Source organism: Vibrio cyclitrophicus, assembly GCF_024347435.1.
Lineage (GTDB): Bacteria > Pseudomonadota > Gammaproteobacteria > Enterobacterales > Vibrionaceae > Vibrio > Vibrio cyclitrophicus.
Genome location: NZ_AP025481.1, coordinates 598,318 through 620,183 on the forward strand (window position 1 = coordinate 598,318; position 21,866 = coordinate 620,183).

General features: G+C 42.8%; 18 protein-coding genes. 8 read left to right on the forward strand and 10 right to left on the reverse strand.

What is annotated here, in order from left to right; all coding sequences use genetic code 11:
* The first annotated feature begins 163 nt into the window (after positions 1 to 163).
* Positions 164 to 706 (forward strand): type II secretion system protein, encoded by a 543-nt coding sequence (locus OCW38_RS17610; RefSeq protein ID WP_261896359.1) that lies wholly within the window; start codon positions 164 to 166, stop codon positions 704 to 706.
* Between the two features lie 97 nt (positions 707 to 803).
* On the opposite strand, the gene OCW38_RS17615 is transcribed toward OCW38_RS17610, so the two are convergent.
* A complete protein-coding gene (locus OCW38_RS17615; protein ID WP_261896361.1) occupies positions 804 to 2,186 on the reverse strand; it encodes an MATE family efflux transporter in 1,383 nt (460 codons plus the stop codon).
* A gap of 389 nt (positions 2,187 to 2,575) precedes the next feature.
* Between OCW38_RS17615 and OCW38_RS17620 the strand changes: the two genes are divergently transcribed.
* Together OCW38_RS17620 and OCW38_RS17625 are read left to right on the forward strand one after the other, a co-directional pair.
* Positions 2,576 to 3,232, forward strand: coding sequence for a hypothetical protein (locus OCW38_RS17620; RefSeq protein ID WP_261896363.1), 657 nt, complete (start codon positions 2,576 to 2,578; stop codon positions 3,230 to 3,232).
* A 60-nt stretch (positions 3,233 to 3,292) separates the two neighbouring features.
* The gene (locus OCW38_RS17625) at positions 3,293 to 4,246 is read left to right on the forward strand and encodes a PIN domain-containing protein (RefSeq protein ID WP_261896365.1); all 954 of its coding nucleotides are present in this window, start codon (positions 3,293 to 3,295) and stop codon (positions 4,244 to 4,246) included.
* Positions 4,247 to 4,597: 351 nt separating this feature from the next.
* Here OCW38_RS17625 and gcvP read toward each other — a convergent pair whose 3' ends face one another.
* From gcvP to OCW38_RS17640, 3 genes are all read right to left on the reverse strand, one after another.
* Positions 4,598 to 7,477, reverse strand: coding sequence for an aminomethyl-transferring glycine dehydrogenase (gcvP, locus tag OCW38_RS17630; protein ID WP_016789847.1), 2,880 nt, complete (start codon positions 7,475 to 7,477; stop codon positions 4,598 to 4,600).
* An 89-nt stretch (positions 7,478 to 7,566) separates the two neighbouring features.
* Positions 7,567 to 7,947 (reverse strand): glycine cleavage system protein GcvH, encoded by a 381-nt coding sequence (gene gcvH, locus OCW38_RS17635; RefSeq protein WP_004730871.1) that lies wholly within the window; start codon positions 7,945 to 7,947, stop codon positions 7,567 to 7,569.
* A 51-nt stretch (positions 7,948 to 7,998) separates the two neighbouring features.
* A complete protein-coding gene (locus tag OCW38_RS17640) occupies positions 7,999 to 9,291 on the reverse strand; it encodes a serine hydroxymethyltransferase (RefSeq protein ID WP_261896368.1) in 1,293 nt (430 codons plus the stop codon).
* A gap of 441 nt (positions 9,292 to 9,732) precedes the next feature.
* Here OCW38_RS17640 and OCW38_RS17645 point away from each other — a divergent pair, with 441 nt between their 5' ends.
* The 3 genes from OCW38_RS17645 to OCW38_RS17655 all read left to right on the forward strand — a co-directional run bounded on the left by OCW38_RS17645 (position 9,733) and on the right by OCW38_RS17655 (position 13,265).
* Positions 9,733 to 10,356 (forward strand): helix-turn-helix domain-containing protein, encoded by a 624-nt coding sequence (locus OCW38_RS17645; RefSeq protein WP_010429452.1) that lies wholly within the window; start codon positions 9,733 to 9,735, stop codon positions 10,354 to 10,356.
* A gap of 447 nt (positions 10,357 to 10,803) precedes the next feature.
* A complete protein-coding gene (gene gcvT / locus OCW38_RS17650) occupies positions 10,804 to 11,937 on the forward strand; it encodes a glycine cleavage system aminomethyltransferase GcvT (protein WP_016797999.1) in 1,134 nt (377 codons plus the stop codon).
* A 251-nt stretch (positions 11,938 to 12,188) separates the two neighbouring features.
* Entirely contained in the window at positions 12,189 to 13,265 is a 1,077-nt protein-coding gene (locus OCW38_RS17655; protein ID WP_016798000.1) for a S1 family peptidase, read from the forward strand.
* A 108-nt stretch (positions 13,266 to 13,373) separates the two neighbouring features.
* On the opposite strand, the gene OCW38_RS17660 is transcribed toward OCW38_RS17655, so the two are convergent.
* Positions 13,374 to 13,697, reverse strand: coding sequence for a hypothetical protein (locus OCW38_RS17660; protein WP_016798001.1), 324 nt, complete (start codon positions 13,695 to 13,697; stop codon positions 13,374 to 13,376).
* A gap of 199 nt (positions 13,698 to 13,896) precedes the next feature.
* Between OCW38_RS17660 and OCW38_RS17665 the strand changes: the two genes are divergently transcribed.
* On the forward strand, positions 13,897 to 14,214 hold the full coding sequence (locus OCW38_RS17665) for a helix-turn-helix transcriptional regulator (RefSeq protein WP_010429462.1): 318 nt from the start codon (positions 13,897 to 13,899) through the stop codon (positions 14,212 to 14,214).
* A 142-nt stretch (positions 14,215 to 14,356) separates the two neighbouring features.
* Here OCW38_RS17665 and arfB read toward each other — a convergent pair whose 3' ends face one another.
* Positions 14,357 to 14,767: an alternative ribosome rescue aminoacyl-tRNA hydrolase ArfB gene (gene arfB, locus OCW38_RS17670; RefSeq protein ID WP_016768716.1), complete on the reverse strand. Its 411-nt coding sequence runs from the start codon at positions 14,765 to 14,767 to the stop codon at positions 14,357 to 14,359.
* An 87-nt stretch (positions 14,768 to 14,854) separates the two neighbouring features.
* On the opposite strand from arfB, the gene OCW38_RS17675 reads away from it, so the two are divergent.
* Positions 14,855 to 15,460: a beta-phosphoglucomutase family hydrolase gene (locus tag OCW38_RS17675; protein ID WP_010429466.1), complete on the forward strand. Its 606-nt coding sequence runs from the start codon at positions 14,855 to 14,857 to the stop codon at positions 15,458 to 15,460.
* Between the two features lie 65 nt (positions 15,461 to 15,525).
* On the opposite strand, the gene OCW38_RS17680 is transcribed toward OCW38_RS17675, so the two are convergent.
* The 4 genes from OCW38_RS17680 to OCW38_RS17695 form a co-directional block, all read right to left on the reverse strand.
* Positions 15,526 to 17,430, reverse strand: a complete 1,905-nt coding sequence (locus OCW38_RS17680) for a sensor domain-containing diguanylate cyclase (RefSeq protein WP_010429468.1) — start codon at positions 17,428 to 17,430, stop codon at positions 15,526 to 15,528.
* A 254-nt stretch (positions 17,431 to 17,684) separates the two neighbouring features.
* Positions 17,685 to 19,433, reverse strand: a complete 1,749-nt coding sequence (locus OCW38_RS17685) for a formate--tetrahydrofolate ligase (RefSeq protein ID WP_016796507.1) — start codon at positions 19,431 to 19,433, stop codon at positions 17,685 to 17,687.
* A 284-nt stretch (positions 19,434 to 19,717) separates the two neighbouring features.
* Complete coding sequence (locus tag OCW38_RS17690; protein ID WP_010429474.1) at positions 19,718 to 21,022, reverse strand: inosine/guanosine kinase; 1,305 nt, start codon at positions 21,020 to 21,022, stop codon at positions 19,718 to 19,720.
* Positions 21,023 to 21,165: 143 nt separating this feature from the next.
* Positions 21,166 to 21,642, reverse strand: coding sequence for a CreA family protein (locus OCW38_RS17695; protein ID WP_010429477.1), 477 nt, complete (start codon positions 21,640 to 21,642; stop codon positions 21,166 to 21,168).
* Positions 21,643 to 21,866 lie beyond the last annotated feature (224 nt).

Below are 21,866 nucleotides of genomic sequence, written 5' to 3' on the forward strand. Positions count from 1 at the left end.
TCTCATGCGCAAGGTCTAAAAATCGACTAAACAACAACTCTGACGCGACACATAAGGTGTCCCGCATCTCATCACGATGTATAGTTATTGATAATTCATTCAGTAATTGTATCTGTAGTTGTCAGTTGATGTGGGTGTTATGAAGAAAAACGGATTTACTTTAATGGAATTAATCATTGTGATCGTGATACTTGGAGTATTGGCCGTTACAACAGCCCCGAGGTTCCTCAATATTCAAGAGTCAGCGAGAGAAGCAGTACTTGAAGGTGTTGCGGGTGCGATGGAAGGCGTGATCACGCAGGTGACTTCTAAAGCTATTATCGCAGGGCTTGATCCTGACGCATCAAATCCAGGTGATCAGAGTAACTATGTAATCGATTTTGGTATCGGTAGCGTTGAGGTTGATTGGGGAACGCTTTGCCCAGAGAGCCGGGGAGAGTCGGGCGACAAATTGACGATGATCGACTTTATGACTTTGTCAGATGATGACAGCTTAACTTCTGATTTTGGTAATCGACACACTGTGGTCGGGTATGACTACGACTTTACCCAAGCTGAATTAGATAGTACGAACATAACTGACGCGGATCTAGAAACGCGCCAAGGTTGCTTTGTTCTTTATGACTCTTTTGGCCGAACAAATGGCAGCCAATGTCCTGATGAAGGATGCGAGTGTACAGTTCGTATTGTTAACAACAATTGTTAAACCGAACCCTTTAACTGATTTTTAGACTTCGAATAAAAAGCGCGTTATTACCAGTTGGTAGTAACGCGCTTTTTTTGTGTTTGCTTGATGCTCTGTCTTAGTTTGCCAATGGAGCACTTGTTGGTGGCAAGTCACGCTTCTTAATCACGTATCGCAAGCGAAGTAACATCAGCGTCGCTGAAACGCTCAATCCCGTTAGGATACCAATCCAAAAGCCTTCTTCACCCATTGCAGGTACAATGTGGTCTGTTAAGCCCAACACCATGCCCAGTGGTAGTGCCAAGCCCCAATATGAAGCGATAGCTAAGATCATCGGGATCTTAGTGTCTTTATAGCCACGCAGTGCGCCGTTAGCAGACGTTTGCAATGCATCGCTGAATTGATACATAGCTGTAAAGGTCAACAATACCGCTGCCGTTGCGCTTATCGCAGGGTCGGTGGTGTAAAGCCTAATGATCCACTCAGGGAACAGAAGGAACATCGCAACTGAAAGTAATGAAATCAACGCCGCAACCAAGATGCCGACTTTGCTGCGTTCAATTGCGCCTAGTTCGTCCTTCTCGCCTAGTGCATGTCCAACACGAATCGTAATGCCAAATGAGATACTCATAGGAATCACGTAAGTCAGGCTCGAGATGTTAAGTGCAATTTGCGCGGCTGCCACGTTCTCTGCACCAATACGGCCAATCATCAACGCGATTACCGCAAAGATACTGCCACATACCGCGATGTTCATCCCGATAGGTAAACCTAATCTTAGAAGGTGAAGCATCTCTTTTGCTTTTGGTTTAGCGTCTGCAAAACTAATAATGGTTTTGTAGTGGTGATGACCTTTAATGTAGGAATAGAGCATTCCCGACATTAACCAATACACTAAGCTTGTTGCCCAGCCACAACCCACAGCGCCCATTTCAGGGAAGCCAAACTTACCGTAAATAAGCACGTAGTTGACTGGAATATTAATCAGCAAACCTATTACCGAAATGATCATCGGTACTTTGGTGTTGTTCATACCTTCACAGAAGCCGTTCAAGGTGTAGAACAGGGCAATACCCGGTACACCAAAGGCTAGGGCAAACGCATAGTCACTGCCAATTGGAATGATCTCAGCGGCTACGCCAATCCATTCTAAAATCGGTTTCGCACTCACCAAGTAAGCGATAAGCAGTACGCTAGCAATTAATGCCAACCAAACCATCTGGAAGAACTCGACAGAGATACTTTGAAAGTCGCGTGCGCCGCGGTGGTAAGCGACAACAGGCGTTAACGCCATAATCACCCCACGCAGTAGCAGCAACACAGGAATCCAAAGGCTGGTGCCAAGTGCAATAGCGGCGAGATCGGCAGGGCTTACTTGGCCAGCCATTGTCGTATCGACAAATCCCATCGCTTGGGTCGCTATTTGAGTCAAAATGATTGGAATCGAAAGATGCATAAGCGCACCCGATTCACGAGTAAAAGGACGAAATTTCGTTAGCATGGAAGTTCACAACACCAATATAAATACACGAATGATGGCAGGATAGCCGGTGTGTATTTTAGGATGTGCCCGTTGGGCGGGCGACAATATAAACACCTTACCGTATAGGGTCAAGCATTGGATTTATAGAGTTTAATTTGCTCTGACATTCGGATAGGTTCTGATGGTTACAACACGGGTTTAACGCGCGTAAGTTAATGATTTAGTGGGAATCATACTAGAAAAATAAATTCTATATTTGCCACGCTAATCACTAAAGTGACGGTATAAGTGATTGTTATGGAAAGACAAAGACCAGTACAATTGGTAGCATAAGGAACTAGATAGAAAATTCTGTATTTAAGCGCAAAATCTTTCTATCTAATAGCTGTTAGGGTTATGGAGGAAAAATGAAGCAGCCATATGAGAATATCTATATTGGAAATTTTATCTTTTCATTGGGGCACTACAGCGCTAGCGCTGGGAATGGATTAAGTAACAAAGCAGTTCAATTAGTGCAGCAAACGCCAGATGAAAAGAAGCTGAATGACTTGTTTGTAAACTGGTCAGGGAAGAATTATATTTTTGAGTTCAAACGCAATCCTGACAGTATCAAAACAGAGTTGTATAAAGAACCTAAAAGAAAGCTTAACCAAGCTCTTAATAATAGTTACAACATAGAAATGAGAGAGTTAGCAGATAAAGGTCATTTTTTAGGCTTTGGTTTGAATGACGGCATTGGCTTTATTTCTTATAGTGATGTGGACAAACCGCTAGACAGATACTGTCCACTTAATAAATTTTGTCCTGCATTATTGAAAGGTAGTTTTGGGCAAACATATGATGAGTTCTGTAGATATATACGATTTATTGAACAATCGACAGAGTCAAAGTCTGAGGGTTGTGGTGGGTTTGTGTTAAACATATCTAAAGACGGTGATTTGAATATGCTACCTTTTGAAAACGTAGAATTACTATCAAAGTCGCTGGATGTCAAAGCTGACCCTCCTGCACCAACTCCTCCTGCACCTTCTCCTTACGACGATTTTAGCCCTGGTGGGTGGTGATGGTATAACCCTAACAAAGCGTTAAGCGTAATTCAGTTGGTAATAAATAGGAAAATAATAATGAACGTTTTTATTGATACGAATATCTATTTCACATTTTATAATCTTAGTTCAGAGAGCATAGAAGAGCTCAAGAAAGCGCTGATTTTACATAAGGAGAAGAAGATTACGTTATGGTTACCAGAGCTTATTATTAATGAATTTTGGCGGAATAGAGCTGGTGAAATTGGACGATTAACGAAGGATTTCAAAAAGAACATTACACTACAAATACCTCAACTAGTATTAGCAGATGAAAAGTCTCCGGAGCTGATTGAAATACAAAAGCAGTTAAATAAAACCAAATCAGAAATCGCTAGAAACCTTGAAGATAAGATCCTGTCTGAAACTTTAGATGCAGATATAGCAGTCAAAGAAATATTTGAGGCTTCTAATCGTTTAGACAATACGGACAAGTTAGTTACGAAAAGCATTACTAGATTTGACCTTGGTAATCCTCCCGGGAAAAATGGGTCTTATGGTGACTCCGTTAATTGGGAATCGTTACTTGAAAACCTTCCTGATGACGAAGACCTTTATGTTGTTTCAAATGATGGGGATTACTATAGCCCTGTAGATACAAATGCGATTAATGAATATCTCGCTCATGAATGGCAAGCAAAGAAAGAATCAAAAGTGATTGCTTATCGTCGCTTATCTCAGTTTATAGCGGCACACTTCCCGGAAGCTAAAACGGCGGCAGAACTAGAGCGTAATATTGCAATTGATGTATTAGATGAATCTACATCATTTAGTGATGCGCATGACGCAATAAAAAGACTTACAGGTTTTGAGGAGTACACTCAAGCGCAAGTTGTCCGAATTATCAGTATTTACCATGACAACACTCAGGTTCGTTGGATCGCAACAGATACCGATATAAAAGCATTTGGTAAACACTTAATAGACACTTACCCAGAATATATTGAGGCTGAAGCTCTCGATAGATTTAGAGTGCTAATAAATTACGCTTAACAAACGGCTATGGTGCCAATACCAACTTGGCGCTATTTATCTTGTTCATACCATCACTTCTTAGCTTCAAACCTAGTGTGCATTAGCTTCTTACTGCCACAAAGCCAGCAGAAACACGAAAAGACCAATCCCAAGCGTGACTTTTAGAAGCAGGCCAAGAGGGGCTCCACCTTTTGGCGCTTTGTTACAACATCCCATAATTGATTCCTAATTCAATGTTGGTTTAGATCAACCTTAAACCTTTCCCTTACGGTAAGGTCAATGCATTTGTTTACCTTGAATTTCGGAAAACAAAAAGGCGAACCGTTTGGTTCGCCTTTGTTATGTTTCGCTGCTTAGCTCCGCTACTAATTAGTCTTCGTAGTTATCGATGCTTGGGCAAGAACAGATTAGGTTACGGTCGCCGTATACGTTGTCTACACGGTTAACTGTTGGCCAGTACTTCGAGTTCTTCGTTGCTTTCGATGGGAAGCAAGCCAGTTCGCGAGAGTAAGGGCGATCCCATTCTGCGCCTGAAAGGTCAACTTGTGTGTGCGGTGCGTTCACTAGAGGGTTGTTGTCTAGTGGCCATTCACCCGCTTTCACTGCTGCCATTTCGTGACGGATTGCGATCATCGCTTCACAGAAACGGTCTAGCTCTTCTAAATCTTCAGACTCAGTTGGCTCAACCATTAGTGTGCCAGCTACTGGGAAAGACATAGTAGGCGCGTGGAAACCGAAGTCCATTAGACGCTTAGCAATATCTTCTTCGCTGATGCCTGTGTCTTCTTTAAGTGGACGAATATCGATAATACATTCGTGCGCTACGCGGCCGTTAGTGCCACGGTAAAGAACAGGGTAGTGAGGACGTAGTTTCTCCATCACATAGTTCGCGTTAAGAATCGCTACTTTCGTTGCGTCTGTTAGGCCAGGTTCGCCCATCATTGCGATGTAAGCCCAAGAGATAGGTAAGATTGAAGCACTACCTAGATCTGCAGCTGATACCGCGTAGTCAGAACCTTGTACACCGTTTTCGATGTGACCTGGTAGGAAAGGTGCTAGGTGCGATTTAACACCGATAGGACCCATACCTGGACCGCCACCACCGTGTGGGATACAGAATGTTTTGTGTAGGTTCAAGTGAGATACGTCTGAACCGATGAAGCCAGGTGAAGTTAGACCTACTTGAGCGTTCATGTTCGCGCCGTCTAGGTAAACCTGACCGCCCGCTGCGTGTACTTGTTCACACACTTCTTTCACTTGCTCTTCGTATACGCCGTGCGTAGAAGGGTAAGTGATCATGATGCTTGATAGGTTGTCTTTGTGCTTCTCGATTTTCGCTGCTAGGTCAGTCATGTCGATGTTGCCATCTTCATCACACTTAACAACCACTACCTTCATTGAAACCATTGATGCTGTTGCAGGGTTAGTACCGTGCGCAGAGCTTGGAATCAGACAAACGTTACGGTGAGCTTCACCGCGGCTTGCGTGGTAACGTTGAATTGCGATTAGACCTGCGTATTCGCCAGATGCACCAGAGTTAGGCTGTAGTGAGAAATCGTCGTAACCAGTGATTTCACATAGCTTCTCTTTAAGATCTTTCGCTAGCGCTGTGTAACCAGCTGCTTGCTCTAGAGGTGCGAATGGGTGAATTGAACCAAACTCAGGCCATGTTACTGGAATCATCTCAGCAGCAGCGTTCAGCTTCATCGTACAGCTGCCCAGTGGGATCATGCCGTGCGTTAGTGAGAAGTCTTTGTTCTCAAGCTGTTTTAGGTAACGCATCATTTGCGTTTCGCTGTGGTGCGTATTGAATACTGGGTGAGTTAGGAACTCTGATTCACGACGGCAGTTTTCTGGAATTGCTGCAAACTCGTTTGATGCAATGTCAGAAGAGAGTGCTTGAACGTCTTCTTTCACGTCGAAGATTGCAAACAGTGAGTTCACGTCGTCGATCGTTGTAGTTTCATCTAAGCTGATACCGATTTTACCCTTGAGAAGGCGAAGGTTGATGTCTGCTGCTTGTGCTTTCGCATACAGTGCATCTGTCTTCTCTTCAGAGTTGATCGTGATGGTATCGAAGAAGCTGTTGTTTGTTAGCTCGTAACCCGCTTTAGTCAGGCCAGCCGCTAGGATAGCTGTCATGTGGTGTGTACGACGAGCAATAGTGCGTAGGCCTTCTGCACCGTGGTAAACCGCGTAGAAAGACGCCATGTTTGCTAGAAGTGCTTGAGCTGTACAGATGTTCGATGTCGCTTTCTCGCGGCGGATGTGTTGCTCACGAGTTTGCATTGCCATACGTAGTGCTTGGTTACCGTGAGTATCGATAGATACACCGATTACACGACCTGGCATTGTACGCTTATGCTTTTCACGAGTACCCATGAATGCAGCGTGTGGACCGCCGTAACCCATAGGAACGCCGAAACGTTGCGCTGAACCGATGACTACGTCTGCGCCCATTTCGCCAGCTGGCTTGAGTAGAGCTGAAGCAAGTAGGTCAGTAGCAACTGTTACCAGTGTTTTGTTAGCTTGAGCTTTCGCAATGATGTCTGTTAAGTCGCGAACTTCACCCGTTGTACTAGGGTATTGAAGAAGCGCACCAAATACGTCTTGCTCAGGAAGTGTTTCAAGAGCGCCAACCATTACTTCAAAACCGATGTACTCAGCACGAGTTTTAACAACTTCTAGTGTTTGAGGGTGAACATCGTCAGCAACGAAGAATACTTTGCTCTTGCTTTTGCCAGCACGCTTACACAGTGTCATTGCTTCGCCAGCCGCTGTCGCTTCATCAAGAAGGGATGCGTTCGCGATTTCCATACCTGTTAGATCCATTACCATTTGTTGGTAATTTAGTAGAGCTTCAAGACGACCTTGAGAAATCTCTGGTTGGTATGGTGTGTAAGCTGTGTACCAGCCTGGGTTCTCTAAAACGTTACGCAGAATAACGTTTGGAGTGAATGTGTTGTAGTAGCCTTGGCCAATGAAAGTACGTTTTACTTGGTTTAGGTTCGCGATCTCCTTAAGAGAGGTCAGCATGTCCATTTCGCTCAGTGGCGCAGCAAGTGTCATTGGTTTTTCAAGACGGATTTGTGCAGGAACCGTTTCATCGATCAGTGCGTCTAAGCTAGTCGCGTTGATCGCTTCAAGCATTTTTTGCTGGTCTGCTTTATTAGGGCCGTTATGACGAGCAACAAACTCGTTTTGAGTACCCAGGTCTTTCAGTAATTGGCTTTGAAGTAATTCAGTCATGATATGTTCTACTTTCTCTCTGGAGCCGTGAGCTAGCCCCTAAAATTAAGCTGCTCACAAGAGCAGCTTTATCGTAATGAGGTTACCTATTAATCTTCTTCGATAGAGCTTAGGTATTCTTCCGCATCTTTAAGGTTGTTTAGTTCAGACGCATCAGACATCTTCACTTTAACAATCCAGCCACCTTCATAAGATTCTTCGTTAATTAACTCAGGGCTATCTTCTAATTCTTCGTTGATTTCTACGATTTCGCCAGAGATTGGTGCGTAGATATCAGAAGCTGCTTTCACTGATTCAACGAGAGAGAAGCTTTCACCAGCTTCTATTTCGTCTCCAGTGTCAGGCAGGTCAACAAACACAACGTCACCTAGCATTTCTTGAGCGTGCTCAGAAATACCGATAGTCACAGTACCGTCACCGTTGTCTTTTACCCACTCGTGGCTGTCTGCAAACTTTAGTGTATTGTCCATTGCTTATTCTCCAAAAATTTATGAGGTTTTAATTTAAATCTTAAAAACGGTTTAACGGTAAAGAGGGAAGCGCTTGCAAAGCTCTTTAACTTGTTTGCGAACACGTTGCTCAACTTCAGCGTTGCCTTCAGGGCTCTCAACTAAGCCATCAAGTACATCACCGATCCATTCACCGATAAGTTTGAATTCTTCAGTGCCAAAACCACGACTGGTTCCAGCTGGCGTACCTAAACGGATACCAGAAGTAATCATAGGCTTCTCTGTATCGAATGGTATGCCATTTTTGTTACATGTGATCCCTGCACGTTCTAATGCTTCTTCAGTTACGTTACCTTTCAAGCCCTTAGGGCGAAGGTCAACCAACATCAGGTGCGTGTCTGTACCGCCAGTCACAATGTCACAACCGCGAGTTTGCAACACTTCAGCGAGAACTTTTGCGTTGTCGATCACTGAATCAATATAAGTATTAAATTCTGGGCCAAGAGCTTCGCCAAACGCCACAGCTTTAGCCGCGATAACGTGCATTAGTGGGCCGCCTTGAAGGCCAGGGAACACTGCAGAGTTGATCTTTTTGTTGATGTCTTCCTGGTTAGTAAGAATCATACCGCCGCGTGGGCCACGAAGTGTTTTGTGAGTTGTTGTAGTAACAACGTGTGCGTGTGGTAGTGGGCTAGGGTGAGCACCTGTTGCGATGAGGCCCGCGATGTGTGCCATATCTACCATTAGGATTGCGCCAACTTCGTCAGCGATTTCACGGAACTTGGCAAAATCAATAACGCGTGGGATAGCACTACCACCAGCAATAATCATTTTAGGTTGGCTTTCGATAGCTAAAGCGCGTACCGCTTCATAATCGATTTCTAGAGTATCGCGGTCTACACCGTATTGTACTGCGTTGAACCACTTGCCCGACATTGCAGGACGTGCACCGTGTGTAAGGTGACCACCAGCGTCTAGATACATACCTAGGATAGTGTCGCCAGGTTGAAGTAGCGCAAGTTTAACTGCTCCGTTTGCTTGAGCGCCAGAGTGAGGCTGCACGTTTACGTATTCACATTTGAACAGCTGTTTAGCGCGTTCAATCGCAATAGATTCAACGGTATCTACGTGCTCACAACCACCGTAATAACGACGGCCTGGATAACCTTCCGCGTATTTATTGGTTAGGCAAGTGCCTTGAGCTTGCATTACTGCTTTAGAAACGATGTTCTCAGAAGCAATAAGTTCGATTTGTTCGTTTTGACGAGTGTTCTCTGCTTGGATTCCAGCAAATACAGCGTCGTCAGTACCAGATAGGTTTGTAGAGAAAAAACTGTCTAAGCTATGGTTTTGGTAAGCGTTCATTGTCGAGACCTTTCATTAAGCTAATGGTGATTGTTTTTATAGTCCATTAGGTCTTACGTTGATTTCTGCATCGGTATCGTTTGCGCTATATAGGTATAAATAAACGTGAATAGCGTTATAAATATACTCTTACAGCGTCTAAGCGATCGTTGTAGGGTCAATGCAGCACGAATTGTTTCCCAAAAAAGTTCGGGTAAAAACAGCTCTTACAAATGTTAAATTTATCATTTGCAGCAAGCTGAAGTAGCATCTCTTCATCTAACAAGTCGATAACATAGCTCCGTTAAATTCAATTTTCAACAAAAATTTCCAATAGGAAACAACTTTTCTGGTTTTGCTACGGGGAGCACGCTTTATTTCTGTGTGCGCTCTTTAATCAACAAAGCGCTTCATGCAACAATGAGTTTAATAGACAGGAAGTAAGAAATTAATGAGGGACCTATGTCAGAAGACATTTATGATGAGTACCCATCTTTAACGTTGGCGAAAGAAACGTTAGACCAGAATATTGAACCACTTAGGCTCGGTCAGCGTATTAAAGATATTCGCAGCAAGCTTGGGATTACGCTAGAAGAGGCGAGTCAGCGTACTGGCTTAGCTCGTTCTACGCTCAGTAAAATCGAGAACGAACAAATTTCGCCAACCTTTCAAGCTATGCAAAAATTAGCGATGGGCTTGCAAATAGATATGCCGCAACTATTTGAACCACCTAGAAAAAAAGTTGCAACAGGTCGGCGAGATTTAACTAAAGTCGGTCAGGGTAAACCTCATCCAACCCCAACATACGAGCATGAACTGCTTGCAACAGAGCTGTCTAATAAGAAGATGATGCCATTTAAGAGCCGCGTGAGAGCTCGTACTTTTGAAGAGTACAATGATTGGGTTCGTCACGACGGTGAAGAGTTCTTAATGATTATCTCCGGCGATGTGATGTTCTACTCAGAATTCTACGAACCGGTGCCTATGAGTGAAGGTGATAGCATGTATTACGATGCCAATATGGGTCACATGCTTATCTCGACTAGCGCAGAAGACGCGCTCATTTTGTGGGTGACAGCAAAATAAATTAACAAAGATCGAATTTCTTATAGTGGATGCAAACGTTTGCTTTTGTTTCTAACGTTTGCCAAATGACGCGATATTGATGTGAAAATCATCAATATCGCGTTGTTGTATGCATCGAATAATTGTTTTTAAATTGTTAAATGTCACATTTTGAGCTGTTTTAATCTTGTTAAGGGTGTAAAACTGACTCAGCCTTGTTTATTATAGTGAACACGGTTTACTCATGTTGATTGAAGTTTACTGAAGTGAATTCTTAGAAAGTGAGTTGTAGAGTTTTTGTACTGCTGTCTGTTTTTATAACGCTAGCTTTATAAACCTATATAAAAGACATCACTTTTTACTATCTACTGTTTCTAACGGTAATCACTATCGTTAGGGCGACTCTAAATAGAGATATAAGCGGCAGATTCGATTTAGGAAAGCCTGCAACGCTTCATGGAGAATAAAATGACTCAAGAACACGCAAATCAAGACCTACTAAAAACACCACTGCATGCACTTCACGTTGAAGAGGGCGCAAAAATGGTTCCTTTCGCTGGCTATGACATGCCAGTTCAGTATCCATTAGGTGTAAAGAAAGAGCACTTACACACTCGTGATGCTGCCGGTCTTTTTGATGTTTCTCACATGGGGCAACTTCGTCTTCATGGTGAAAACGCAGCTGCTGTCTTAGAATCTTTGGTTCCTGTAGATATTATTGACCTTCCTTCTGGTAAGCAGCGCTACGCGTTCTTTACTAACGAGCAGGGCGGCATTATGGATGACCTGATGGTGGCAAACCTAGGTGACCACCTGTTTGTTGTCGTGAACGCAGCATGCAAGACACAAGATATCGACCACCTAACGGCGCACCTTCCAGCTGACGTGGAAATTGAAGTTATTGATGATCGCGCTTTATTAGCACTTCAAGGCCCTAAAGCGTCTGAAGTTCTTGCTCGTTTCCAACCTAGTGTTGCAGATATGCTTTTTATGGACGTTCAAAAAGTCGATATCGATGGCGTTGAATGCATCGTGAGCCGTAGTGGTTACACGGGCGAAGATGGCTACGAGATCTCTGTACCGAACGATCACGCAGAAGCGTTAGCGCGTAAGCTGACTTCAGAAGCTGAAGTTGAGTGGATCGGCCTTGGTGCTCGTGATTCACTTCGTCTTGAGTGTGGTCTTTGCCTATATGGTCACGATCTAGATACAACGACAACACCAGTAGAAGCTAGCCTTCTATGGGGTATCCAAAAAGTGCGTCGTACTGACGGTGAACGTGCTGGCGGTTTCCCTGGCGCTGGTATCATCCTTGAGCAAATCGCAACGAAAGACGTACAACGTAAGCGTGTTGGTCTTGTTGGTCAGACTAAAGCGCCAGTACGTGAAGGCGCTGAGTTGTTTGATGCTGAAGACAACAAGATTGGCGTAGTAACAAGTGGTACTGCGGGTCCTAACGCTGGTAAGCCAGTTTCTATGGCTTACGTTCGCACTGACCTAGCAGTTATCGGTACTGAAGTATTCGCTGAAGTTCGTGGTAAGAAGCTACCAATGACAGTAGAAAAAATGCCGTTTGTACCTCAGCGTTATTATCGTGGCTAATCTCTTCTGAGAGAATTATTCCACATTAACAAAAAGCCTATTGTGTTTTCTCTGGATGAAGAAATAAGACAATGGGCTTTTTTGTTATTTGTAGCGTATCTAATCCACTCAGCTTGGTTCGAAAATCAGCTTAAATAGTGAGATGTGTGACCATTTCGTTATAAATACTTACTATACTGATGGTTATGGCGTGTTATGGTGGCGACTCATCATTTTTGTGTATAAGTGGTAGGGGTTACAAGGAGTTAACTATGAATGTGAACCATACAATGAGCCCGGTTCGTAAGGCCGTTTTAGGACTTTTAGTACCATTGATTTACACATCCAGTGTAATGGCAACGGAAAGTGCGTTCGAAATTACTCCTGATGCAGGTGTAACACCTTATATTGTGAATGGCAGTAATGCATCAGTAACTGATTTCCCTTCGATGGCGAGCTTGTTCATTGATCGTATTGATTATGACGGTGTTTACTCTACAGGGCCTTACTGTGGAGCAACAATTTTAGATCCAACGCATATCTTAACGGCAGCGCACTGTATTTACGGCGATGAGAATGCTCAGTTGTTTACGGTTGTTGTCCCTCAACTTGAAGACACTTCTTTATTTCCAAATGGAAGCATTGAGAAAGTTCGAGTATCTGAGGTGTTTTATCCTAGCAACTACTCAAATAGCTTGAATGATTTGTTACGTAATGATGTTGCCATTTTAAAACTTGAAAGTGCGCTTAATATCGATTCAATTAATGATGTTGTGAAGCGCCCAGATGACGAAACTTATCGAAGTTCCTTACAGGCTTTTACGGCTGTGGGACATGGAGATACTGAATCTGGTGTCGATACTACTACTTTATTACAAAAAGCATCGCTGAATTATGTCGATAATACGACATGTGCAGCGGCATTTTTCTCAGGTTCGAACCTAACTGATAATCAAATATGCTTTATTGGTGACTATAGCGTTTTCTCTAGCTTATATGGCGGTACTTGTCAGGGTGACTCTGGTGGGCCTGTTTACTGGAAAGATGGTACTGATTATAAACAAGTCGGTATTACAAGTTTTGGTCCTGAAACGTGTGGTGGTGGCAACATTACTGAGGGCGTTACCGTCACATCAGTATTCACTGAAATCTATAATTATGAGAGTTGGATTGATAGTGTGATTGCAGGGACTGAAACTGCTAAATTTGTTTCAACAGACGCTAAGCGCGCGGCTTATGCTGGCACTAGTTCATCTGGTTCAAGCAGTGGTGGTAGTGTTTCATTTGGATTGCTCGGGATGCTGATGTTGCTTGCAGGCTTGAGATCTACTCTATCACGCAGAACTTAATATAATGTGTAAGTCGACATGATGTCTCTGGATATCGTCGACTTACCTGTTGTTCGCTTTTTCTCTCGACTATGCACCATCCCCAGATGGTAGCTCAAACCTTCTCTGTTAGTTCAATTCTAGGGTCGATTTACTGCCGTATTTCTCAATGATCTCATCGATCTCTTTAACAGTATCGTTAATTGTCTTGATACCACTCTTTACTAGCTGTTTCTCTGTTGAATTGAGTGCTTCAAAAGCTTGCTTCATTTCCTTGTCATCCAGCATACTCTGGTGAAGTAATACTTCTTTATAAGTTAGAAGCCTATGTTGTATTGCTCTGATCTCACTTAGCGCATACTTTGATTTTAAAGCCTGTTTGATACAAGAAAAAGCCAATTCATATTGACTCGCAATTTCCCATTCGACATTTTTTTTATTCGCAATTTGCAATTTTAACTACTTCCCAATACTCGAATATTCAAGTTTTTAGACTGCTCGTTCATCACGGTTAATGTGTGAAGGTTTATGAAACATAACGCTTTTTATAGGGCGAATAATATGCCTTTGATAGCTTATGTAAACTGTTGTTCGTCAATATGGTCTGTTTCTTGCTGAAATTAGGTCATAACTGTCCATTTAGGAATAGATAATGTCTCAAGAACCTATCGTGATAGCGCTGATTGAACGTAGAAAACAAGCCAATTTATCGCAAGAAAAATTAGCTTTCAGTTCTGGAATGAGTTTAAAAACGTACCAACGTATCGAGCGCGGTGAAGCGGATATCAAAATGTCTCAATATCGTTCGATTATGAGAACCTTGAAAGTAACGGATTTGGATGTCGTTCTTGATGTTGTTGGGGCATCTCAACCGACAGAGGCAGACGTAGCCGCGGCGAGTCGCTTGTTAAGCAGTGAAGAAAGAATGTTGTTAATCAAACTGATTTTGTCTGTCAAAAAGCAGCAGTAGTGTCGGTTTAGTTATTCTTAAGGAACGTTGATTTACTATGTTTAGATATTCAATATTAGTGATTGTGTTGATGGTTCGATTTACTTGAATAAACAGAGCTGTGCTGCAGTAGAGTGGTGTTCTATAGACGGCTTAGAATCGCCTAACTTACTCTTCCTCGGAGTTGTTTTGTTGTACTTCTTTGCTTCTTACTTTCCAAACGTCTCTTTTGAGATCCACGCGTCGGCTTAGTTGCTCTTCTGACTTTTTGCACTTTAGTCGCCTCCAAGATCAACTCCTTCAAACGCAATAGGGCATCATCTCGATTTTGTTCTTGAGTCCTATACTGTTGAGCTTTAATGATAATCACGCCATCTTTGGTGATGCGGTTATCTTTATGTGCTAACAGTTTTTCTTTATAGAAATCAGGTAGTGTTGAGTGGTTAATGTCAAAACGCAAGTGTATCGCGCTGGATACTTTATTGACGTTTTGACCGCCAGCTCCTTGTGCTCTGATCGCAGTTAACTGAATTTCCCAGTCTTGAATTGAAACAGAGTTTGAGATTTGTAACATAAACATCCATTTTGAACGGTAATATGGAGTCATGATACTGAATATTGGTTATGGTATCAGTAACTTTCTTAAAGAGTGGTAGTAGTGATGAAAATAGATTTGGCTGCATATGAAGGACTAATCTTTGATATGGACGGGACGCTGATCGATACGATGCCTGCCCATGTACAAGCATGGCAAAAAACGGCAGAGCAGTTCGGCTTTCATTTTGAGGCATCTTGGCTGCACAGTTTAGGCGGGATGCCTAGCTATAAAATAGCAGGTGAAGTGAACAGTAAATATGGCTTATCGCTTGACCCACAGGCTGTATCTACTTTTAAGATGGCTTCATTTGCGGCTATTGAAGACAAAGGCGATATTATTCCTTGTACGCATTCTTTGTTGTTAGAACACTTGGGTAGTAAGAAAATCGCTGTAGGGACGGGGAGCCAACGTAAAAGTGCCGAACAATTGTTAGAGAAAACCGATATTCTAAACAAGCTTGATATTTTAGTGACCGCCACGGACGTTAAAAATCACAAGCCAAACCCAGATACATTCCTTGATGCTTGTTTTGGAATGGGTTTGAAGCCGGAACAGTGTGTTGTGTTTGAAGACACAAATCTTGGTAAGCAGGCAGCTCACGCGGCGAACATGGACTGTATTCTTGTGGTCGAAGGGAATAACTTAGAGTTTTATCCTGCGCCAAATTGAATGAATTACTAATAGGTGGGCAAGCGCTTTGGTTAACAACCTAAAGGGACGGCCTTGATTTTCTGTTAGGCGATTTCACTCATCTCACTGTCTAGGAATAAACATACGTTGTTTCGACCCGCAGCTTTCGCTTCGTATAGGGCAAGATCAGCACACTTGTAATTGAGGGCAGGGTCGTTCGTTAGGTTGGTAATTCCACCACTAATGGTAACGACGTTGTCCAGTTCGATGCACACAGCGATTCTTAAACGGTTGAGTACGTATTCTGCTTCTTCGGTTGTGGTATGCGGCAGAATGATGCCAAATTCTTCACCGCCGATGCGCGCAACAACATCGGTTTCACGGCACTCACGTTGTAGTACCTGAGCGACTGTTTGAATGACGCGGTCACCGTAATCGTGCCCAAACCTGTCATTTATACGTTTGAAGTGATCAATATCTAAGATCGCCAAGCAAGATTGCTCTCGGGTTGGGTAACGGTTGACACGGGAACATTCATCGCGAAGTTCAAGATCGAATTTACGTCGATTCCAACACTCTGCTAGTGCATCTTTTTCACTCAGGTTTCGCAGCCTTTTCTCAAGTTCTTTGTGTTTACTGATATCAACAAAAGACGCGACATAAAATTGGATGACACCTTTAGAATCTTTAATGGTCTGAATTCGAAGTATTTCAGTAATTAAGGACCCGTCTTTGCGACGATTGACTACTTCACCTTCCCACATGCCTTTTTTCTGAATTACGCTCCACATTTTAATGTAAAACTCTTGATTATAGCGTCCAGAAGCAAACATTGATGGTTGGCGGCCTTTTACATCTTCCAGTTCGTAGCCACTGACACGAGTAAACTCTTGGTTCACCTTGATGATTCGGTTGTTTCTGTCGGTGATAACCAATGCAGACATACCGTTCATTGCTGCCTTGGCTAATTGGCTTTCAATACTATTTTTTTTATGGTTTATATTCCAAAGCACGAAACCGATTGAAATCATTGATATTAATACAACTAAAGTAATCGTCTGAACCAGGATTGAGTGTTGCTCTCGTTGGTATTGACTGTTTACTTGCTGATTTTTTATATGAAGAACCATATAAATAGGCCCTTCAAACTGTTTTATTTTTGGACTAATGTTTGAATGGAAATACCAGTTTTTGCCATCAAAATAGCTTGAAGAGCGATCATCTTGAATCGCTCGCCAAAGTTCTGGATAAAGCTTGGCGTAAGTTTTATCAGCACGAGACTCAATAAGGTGTCCAAATGATTCTTCAATATCGGGCCCCATGATGACATGCCCCGTTTGGTTGAGTATGACGGGAACAGCATACGATGTGCCGATTTGATACAGAAGGCGGTCGTATATTTCAAGCATGTTTAGGTTGGCAATAAAATATCCGAGAATACGGTTGCCTGAAGCAACTGGCGTCATTATTCGCAGTGCTGGGATCAGTGGGTGGACGATCTCACCATTTTCAATCTCCAGATCAATCCCATTAGAGCTAACTTCTCCAATTTTTAACTGCTGAAGTGTTTTAAAGTAACCACGAGCTGATTTGTCTTGTAACTTGTTATTTGGAACTATCTTTGCTTTTTTATTGTTGTAATTTATACGAAAAACTTCATTACCCTCTAGATCGAGATAGCGAAGTTGAGAGTAATATTGTTGGCCACGAGCCAGCATTACCCAAAGATCTTCTAATGTTTCTCTATTGATAGTTGAAGGCTCTTCAATTGCGCGTAGCAGTGTCCGTGAATCGGCAATGGCAGGAACAGAGTTTGAGATTTGATCGACAATAACAGCAAGCTCATTGAAGCTATATTCGATTTGATTTTGGCTAGACTGTTTAATATTTAACGCGTGCTGAGCCTCGACCCTATCAAGCTCGGAGTTAATATAGAGGGCAGGGACTAATCCTAGCGCAAATAAGGTGCACAGAAATTGACTGATTAGCTTTTTTATACTCGTATTCATCGCTGTCCTTAAAGAATCAGCGCAATACTATATATTTTATAGGGTTTTTAATGTGATCTTGACCCAGAACTTAAAACAAGATTTGCATATTATTATGGTTTTAGTGCAACTTTTTGCAATTGGGGTTGCTAATTGATTGATTAAGTAATAATAAACAACGCTAAATGATGCCTACTCGTAACAGGCTAATTCGTTAGATGGCGAGTAGGCAAATCGTTGGTGAGCTTCTCAATTGAACTAAGATATTGTATTGATTAACTTAACCCGATGATGTCCCCTTTGTCATCAATATCCAACGACATAAATGCAGGTTTATCAGGTAACCCAGGCATGGTCATCACATTGCCACACAAAGCATAAATAAAGCCCGCACCAGCACACAGTTTTAATTCTCTAACAGGAACGTCAAAATGAGCCGGCGCTCCTTTTATGTGTGCTTCTGTCGAGATAGACAACGGCGTTTTTGCCAAGCAAACCGATAGGCCGTTAAAGCCGTGTTTGTTAAATTCCTCAAGCTGTTGTTTCGCAAGAGCTGATAATGTAATGCTTGATGCCCCGTAGCCAACTTCAGCAACTGCCATCAGTTTCTCTTCCAAACTCTGTTCAGATTGATACAACGGCTTGAACTCATTGTTATCTTGGCAAGCTTTTACGACGGCATGCGCTAGTTGAGTGGCACCTTCACCGCCTTTGCCAAATGCTTCGCTTATTTCAACGCGAACACTTGGGTCAAAATCGATGATCATCTGTTTTAAAGCGTTTAGCTCTTGAATTGAGTCTTGTGGGAAGCGGTTGATTGCAATAACAATAGATACACCGTACTGTTTGACATTGTTGATATGCCATTTAAGGTTTTCAAAGCCTGCTATCAGCGCGTCTTGGTCATCACTAAAAATTGAATCTGGTAAGGGATTCCCTGGTCTTAAATCGTATAATCCAGAGTTCGCCTTTAAGCCGCGTAATGTTGCAACGACAACTGCGCAGTCAGGTTTCTTGTTCGACGCCTTCACTTTTATGTTGCACGCTTTTTCAAAGCCCATATCTGAGCCGAACCCACCTTCAGTTACAACAAAGTCACTAAGCTTCAATGCTATTTTATCGGCAATGATGGATGAGTTGCCATGTGCAATGTTTGCGAATGGCCCAGCGTGAATTAACGTAGGAACGCCTTCAAGGGTTTGCATCAATGTAGGCTCGATAGAATCTTTCATTGTTACGGTCATCGCCCCTGCAACGCTGAAGTCATCTGCCGTTAGCGGTAAGCCGTGCTGGTTATACGCAAGTACCACTCGACCGATACGTTTACGCAAGTCTTGAAGGTTATTCGCCAATGCGAGTATTGCCATTAACTCTGAAGCTGCTGAGATATCAAATCCGTCTTCACGCTCAAAGCCATTAATCGTTTTACCGGCTTCATTTTTTCCAACGGTGAGCATACGAAGTGCGCGGTCATTGTGATCGAGCACACGACGCCACACGATTCTGTTGGGATCGATATCTAAGGCTTTTAAGCCAGAGCGCGCTTCAAAAGCTCCTAAACCTTCACGTTGTTCGTGATACAAACGTGCGTCAATCGCGGCAGATGCGAGGTTGTGAGCAGCTGTTACAGCATGAATATCGCCAGTCAGATGCAGGTTTAATTGTTCCATTGGGGCTACTTGAGAATATCCACCGCCTGCAGCACCGCCTTTAACGCCGAATACTGGACCCATTGAAGGCTGACGAATACAGGCCATTGCCGATTGGTTAATCTTAGCGAGCCCTTGTGCTAGTCCGATTGTGGTAACGGTTTTACCTTCACCGAGCGGCGTCGGAGTAATCGCTGTTACGACAACCAACTTACCATCTTGTTGGTTAGCGAGACGCTCCAGTGACGTTAGAGACACCTTTGACTTATATTGCCCTAGTGGCTGGTGTTCGTTATTTTGTAAGCCAGCGTGTTTGGCAACCTCACTGATGTTTTTAAGGGGAGTTGAGCGACAAATATCAATATCAGATAGCATATTTGATCCTTATATCAGAACCGAAAGGTGGTACGTAAACGTTTGCGTGGCGATAGTACTGTATAAATTTGCCAAGTAAAGGCAAACCACACGAATTATGTGCTGGAAGATAACAGATCTAAAGAGTCATTGCGCGAGATCAAATCTTAAACGAGCAAAATATTCGATTTGATTACCTTCGGTTGTACTTACATTATCGTTTGATACTAAAAGGGCTGCATATAGCAGCCCTTTTAGTTCTGGAAAGTCTCACCAGCTAATAAAGCTAATTAGCTAAAGCCTGATTAACGATCCCAGTATGTTTCTTCTAAACTATCTTCGCGTTCTGGTAGCGCGCGAGAAAGGCGAGGAGAGTGCTGAGTCAACACTTCGTAGCTTACACGGTTTGCGTACTTACAAATTTGGGACAATGACGAGTACGTTAGGCACGTGTATTCATGTTTTTCTGAATTCGGCACGTTCACGTGGTGGTAGCTGTTCGCTGCCATATCGTGTAATAGAGCAGAAAGCGCGCCATCGCCAGCACCGTTGGTGTTTTTAATCTCTAGTGGACCACCTAAGTAAGGGCCGATGTGAGAGTATACTTTCACTGGGTCTTGGCAGTCTTGCTTACGCATTGCACGGCTGAATTCATACTTATTGAACTCTGGGATGTTACCAGGTAACAATGGCAGAGTCGTTTCACGCTTCGCTAACTCGTCTGTGTAGCCAGCCATGTAAAGACCGATTGGGCCAGCAGTACATAGCACTAGGTCTACCCATTCAAGTGCTTTATTAGCCGCAAGTAGAGGATCTTTCTCGCCAGTTAGAGCTTCACCCTCATCTTCGTTCATCGCAACGATAGTAACGTTTTCTTTTAGGTATTCTTGCCACCATTCAGCATTTCCTTCGATCACGTATTTAGTACCAAGCGTGAGTACAACAGGCACATTGTGCGATTTCGCGTATTCAATTGCTTTTTGCACGGCTTTTGGCATTGGATCTTCTGGCTTACCGCGCATTAAGTATGAAGAGACGACTAACGCTGAGGCCTTTTCGAAAACCTGCTCAGGAATGCTTTCAGGAAGCAGTTGATTCATGTGTCCTTCGTTGATCGCGAATGTACGTTCGCCATCTTCGGTAATGAGCGTATAACAACGACCAATAGGACCATCAACAGTTTGTAGGTGGTTTAAGTTCATACGAGAAGAAGTGCGGCATAGGTAACGATAACCAAATGAGCCAACTTCAATTTTCTTAGACATGACGCCAAGCAGAACAGATTTGCTGTCTGCGAGTACGGAATAATTGTGCAGTGTATTACCAATAGTATCGCCAGGGTATTGATGTGTGATCAAACCGCGCTCAACTAACTCTTCATATAGCGCATCTGCTTTACTTTCTTCCAATACTAGCGAGTGACCTTTACTCAGCTCGTATTTTTCTAAGAACGCGTTATCAACACGGGCTTCGATATCAACAATCGTTTGACCAACACCGACAATTGTTGCGCGGTGTAGCTTGGGTGTTTGTTGAATTTGGTTGACCAACGGATCACGTGCGTGAGTTGGAAAGTAGTGCTTAGATTTACGCTGTCCAGGAAACTTCATATGAAAAATACAGTGAAAAAATTTTGCCGCATGATATCACATTTTATTTCTGTTTCTTTCATTTTTATTACATTTTGAATCACCTGTACAATGTCTGTACAGGTGATTCGCTTGACTATTTACGTAAGACTATTCGCTTGTCGCTATTCTGTTGGTACTAACGTTGCGGGATCAACGTAAGCCTTTGTACCCCATAGCGGAACAGTTGAAAGGCTGTGTTTGAAGCTACCTTCTGTTTCCTTTGTAGTGTAAGACAAGTAGAGCAGTGATTGATTCTCTGCATCGTAAATACGGCGAACCTTCATTGTCTTGAAGAAAATACTCTTTGATTTCTTAAATACCACTTCGCCTGACTTGCTTTTGTCAATTTGAGCAATCATTTCTGGTGTGATTTCACCTGTTTGACGACAAGAAATAGAGCTATCACTTGGATCAGAAAGGCTGAGGTTTGCCTCTATTGATGCGATATGGCAAGTCACACCTGCGATCTTATCGTCATCTAAAGAAGACATCTTGATATCTTTCATTGTGAAGAAACCCAGTGAGACGTCGCCAACCTCGTTGTCCGAACAGCCAGTTAACATTGCGATGATACCTGCTGTTATTAAGGCTTTTTTCATAAGAAGTCCTTTTTATTTATATAGTTCTGTTTACTATAAGGATATTGAAAGCTTGAATACGAGTGTAGAGCTTTTCGTTAAGTTCTTAAAGGATGTTGTTGGATAATGAAAAAGATGAAGCATTTAAAGTACTTGTTGGCTTTGATCATGCTCTGTATCCTTTCTGCTTGTAGTTCGGCACCTCAGTCGACCATATGTCTTCCAAATAACTGTGATATTTGGGG

Coding starts and splice junctions, on each gene's coding strand:
- gcvH (WP_004730871.1), bottom strand. CDS start 7,947: ATGGACAATACACTAAAGTTTGCAGACAGCCACGAGTGGGTAAAAGAC.
- OCW38_RS17645 (WP_010429452.1), top strand. CDS start 9,733: ATGTCAGAAGACATTTATGATGAGTACCCATCTTTAACGTTGGCGAAA.
- OCW38_RS17685 (WP_016796507.1), bottom strand. CDS start 19,433: ATGCTATCTGATATTGATATTTGTCGCTCAACTCCCCTTAAAAACATC.
- OCW38_RS17680 (WP_010429468.1), bottom strand. CDS start 17,430: ATGAATACGAGTATAAAAAAGCTAATCAGTCAATTTCTGTGCACCTTA.
- OCW38_RS17665 (WP_010429462.1), top strand. CDS start 13,897: ATGTCTCAAGAACCTATCGTGATAGCGCTGATTGAACGTAGAAAACAA.
- OCW38_RS17625 (WP_261896365.1), top strand. CDS start 3,293: ATGAACGTTTTTATTGATACGAATATCTATTTCACATTTTATAATCTT.
- OCW38_RS17690 (WP_010429474.1), bottom strand. CDS start 21,022: ATGAAGTTTCCTGGACAGCGTAAATCTAAGCACTACTTTCCAACTCAC.
- OCW38_RS17620 (WP_261896363.1), top strand. CDS start 2,576: ATGAAGCAGCCATATGAGAATATCTATATTGGAAATTTTATCTTTTCA.
- OCW38_RS17615 (WP_261896361.1), bottom strand. CDS start 2,186: ATGCTAACGAAATTTCGTCCTTTTACTCGTGAATCGGGTGCGCTTATG.
- gcvP (WP_016789847.1), bottom strand. CDS start 7,477: ATGACTGAATTACTTCAAAGCCAATTACTGAAAGACCTGGGTACTCAA.
- OCW38_RS17610 (WP_261896359.1), top strand. CDS start 164: ATGGAATTAATCATTGTGATCGTGATACTTGGAGTATTGGCCGTTACA.
- gcvT (WP_016797999.1), top strand. CDS start 10,804: ATGACTCAAGAACACGCAAATCAAGACCTACTAAAAACACCACTGCAT.
- OCW38_RS17695 (WP_010429477.1), bottom strand. CDS start 21,642: ATGAAAAAAGCCTTAATAACAGCAGGTATCATCGCAATGTTAACTGGC.
- OCW38_RS17640 (WP_261896368.1), bottom strand. CDS start 9,291: ATGAACGCTTACCAAAACCATAGCTTAGACAGTTTTTTCTCTACAAAC.
- OCW38_RS17675 (WP_010429466.1), top strand. CDS start 14,855: ATGAAAATAGATTTGGCTGCATATGAAGGACTAATCTTTGATATGGAC.
- OCW38_RS17655 (WP_016798000.1), top strand. CDS start 12,189: ATGAATGTGAACCATACAATGAGCCCGGTTCGTAAGGCCGTTTTAGGA.
- arfB (WP_016768716.1), bottom strand. CDS start 14,767: ATGTTACAAATCTCAAACTCTGTTTCAATTCAAGACTGGGAAATTCAG.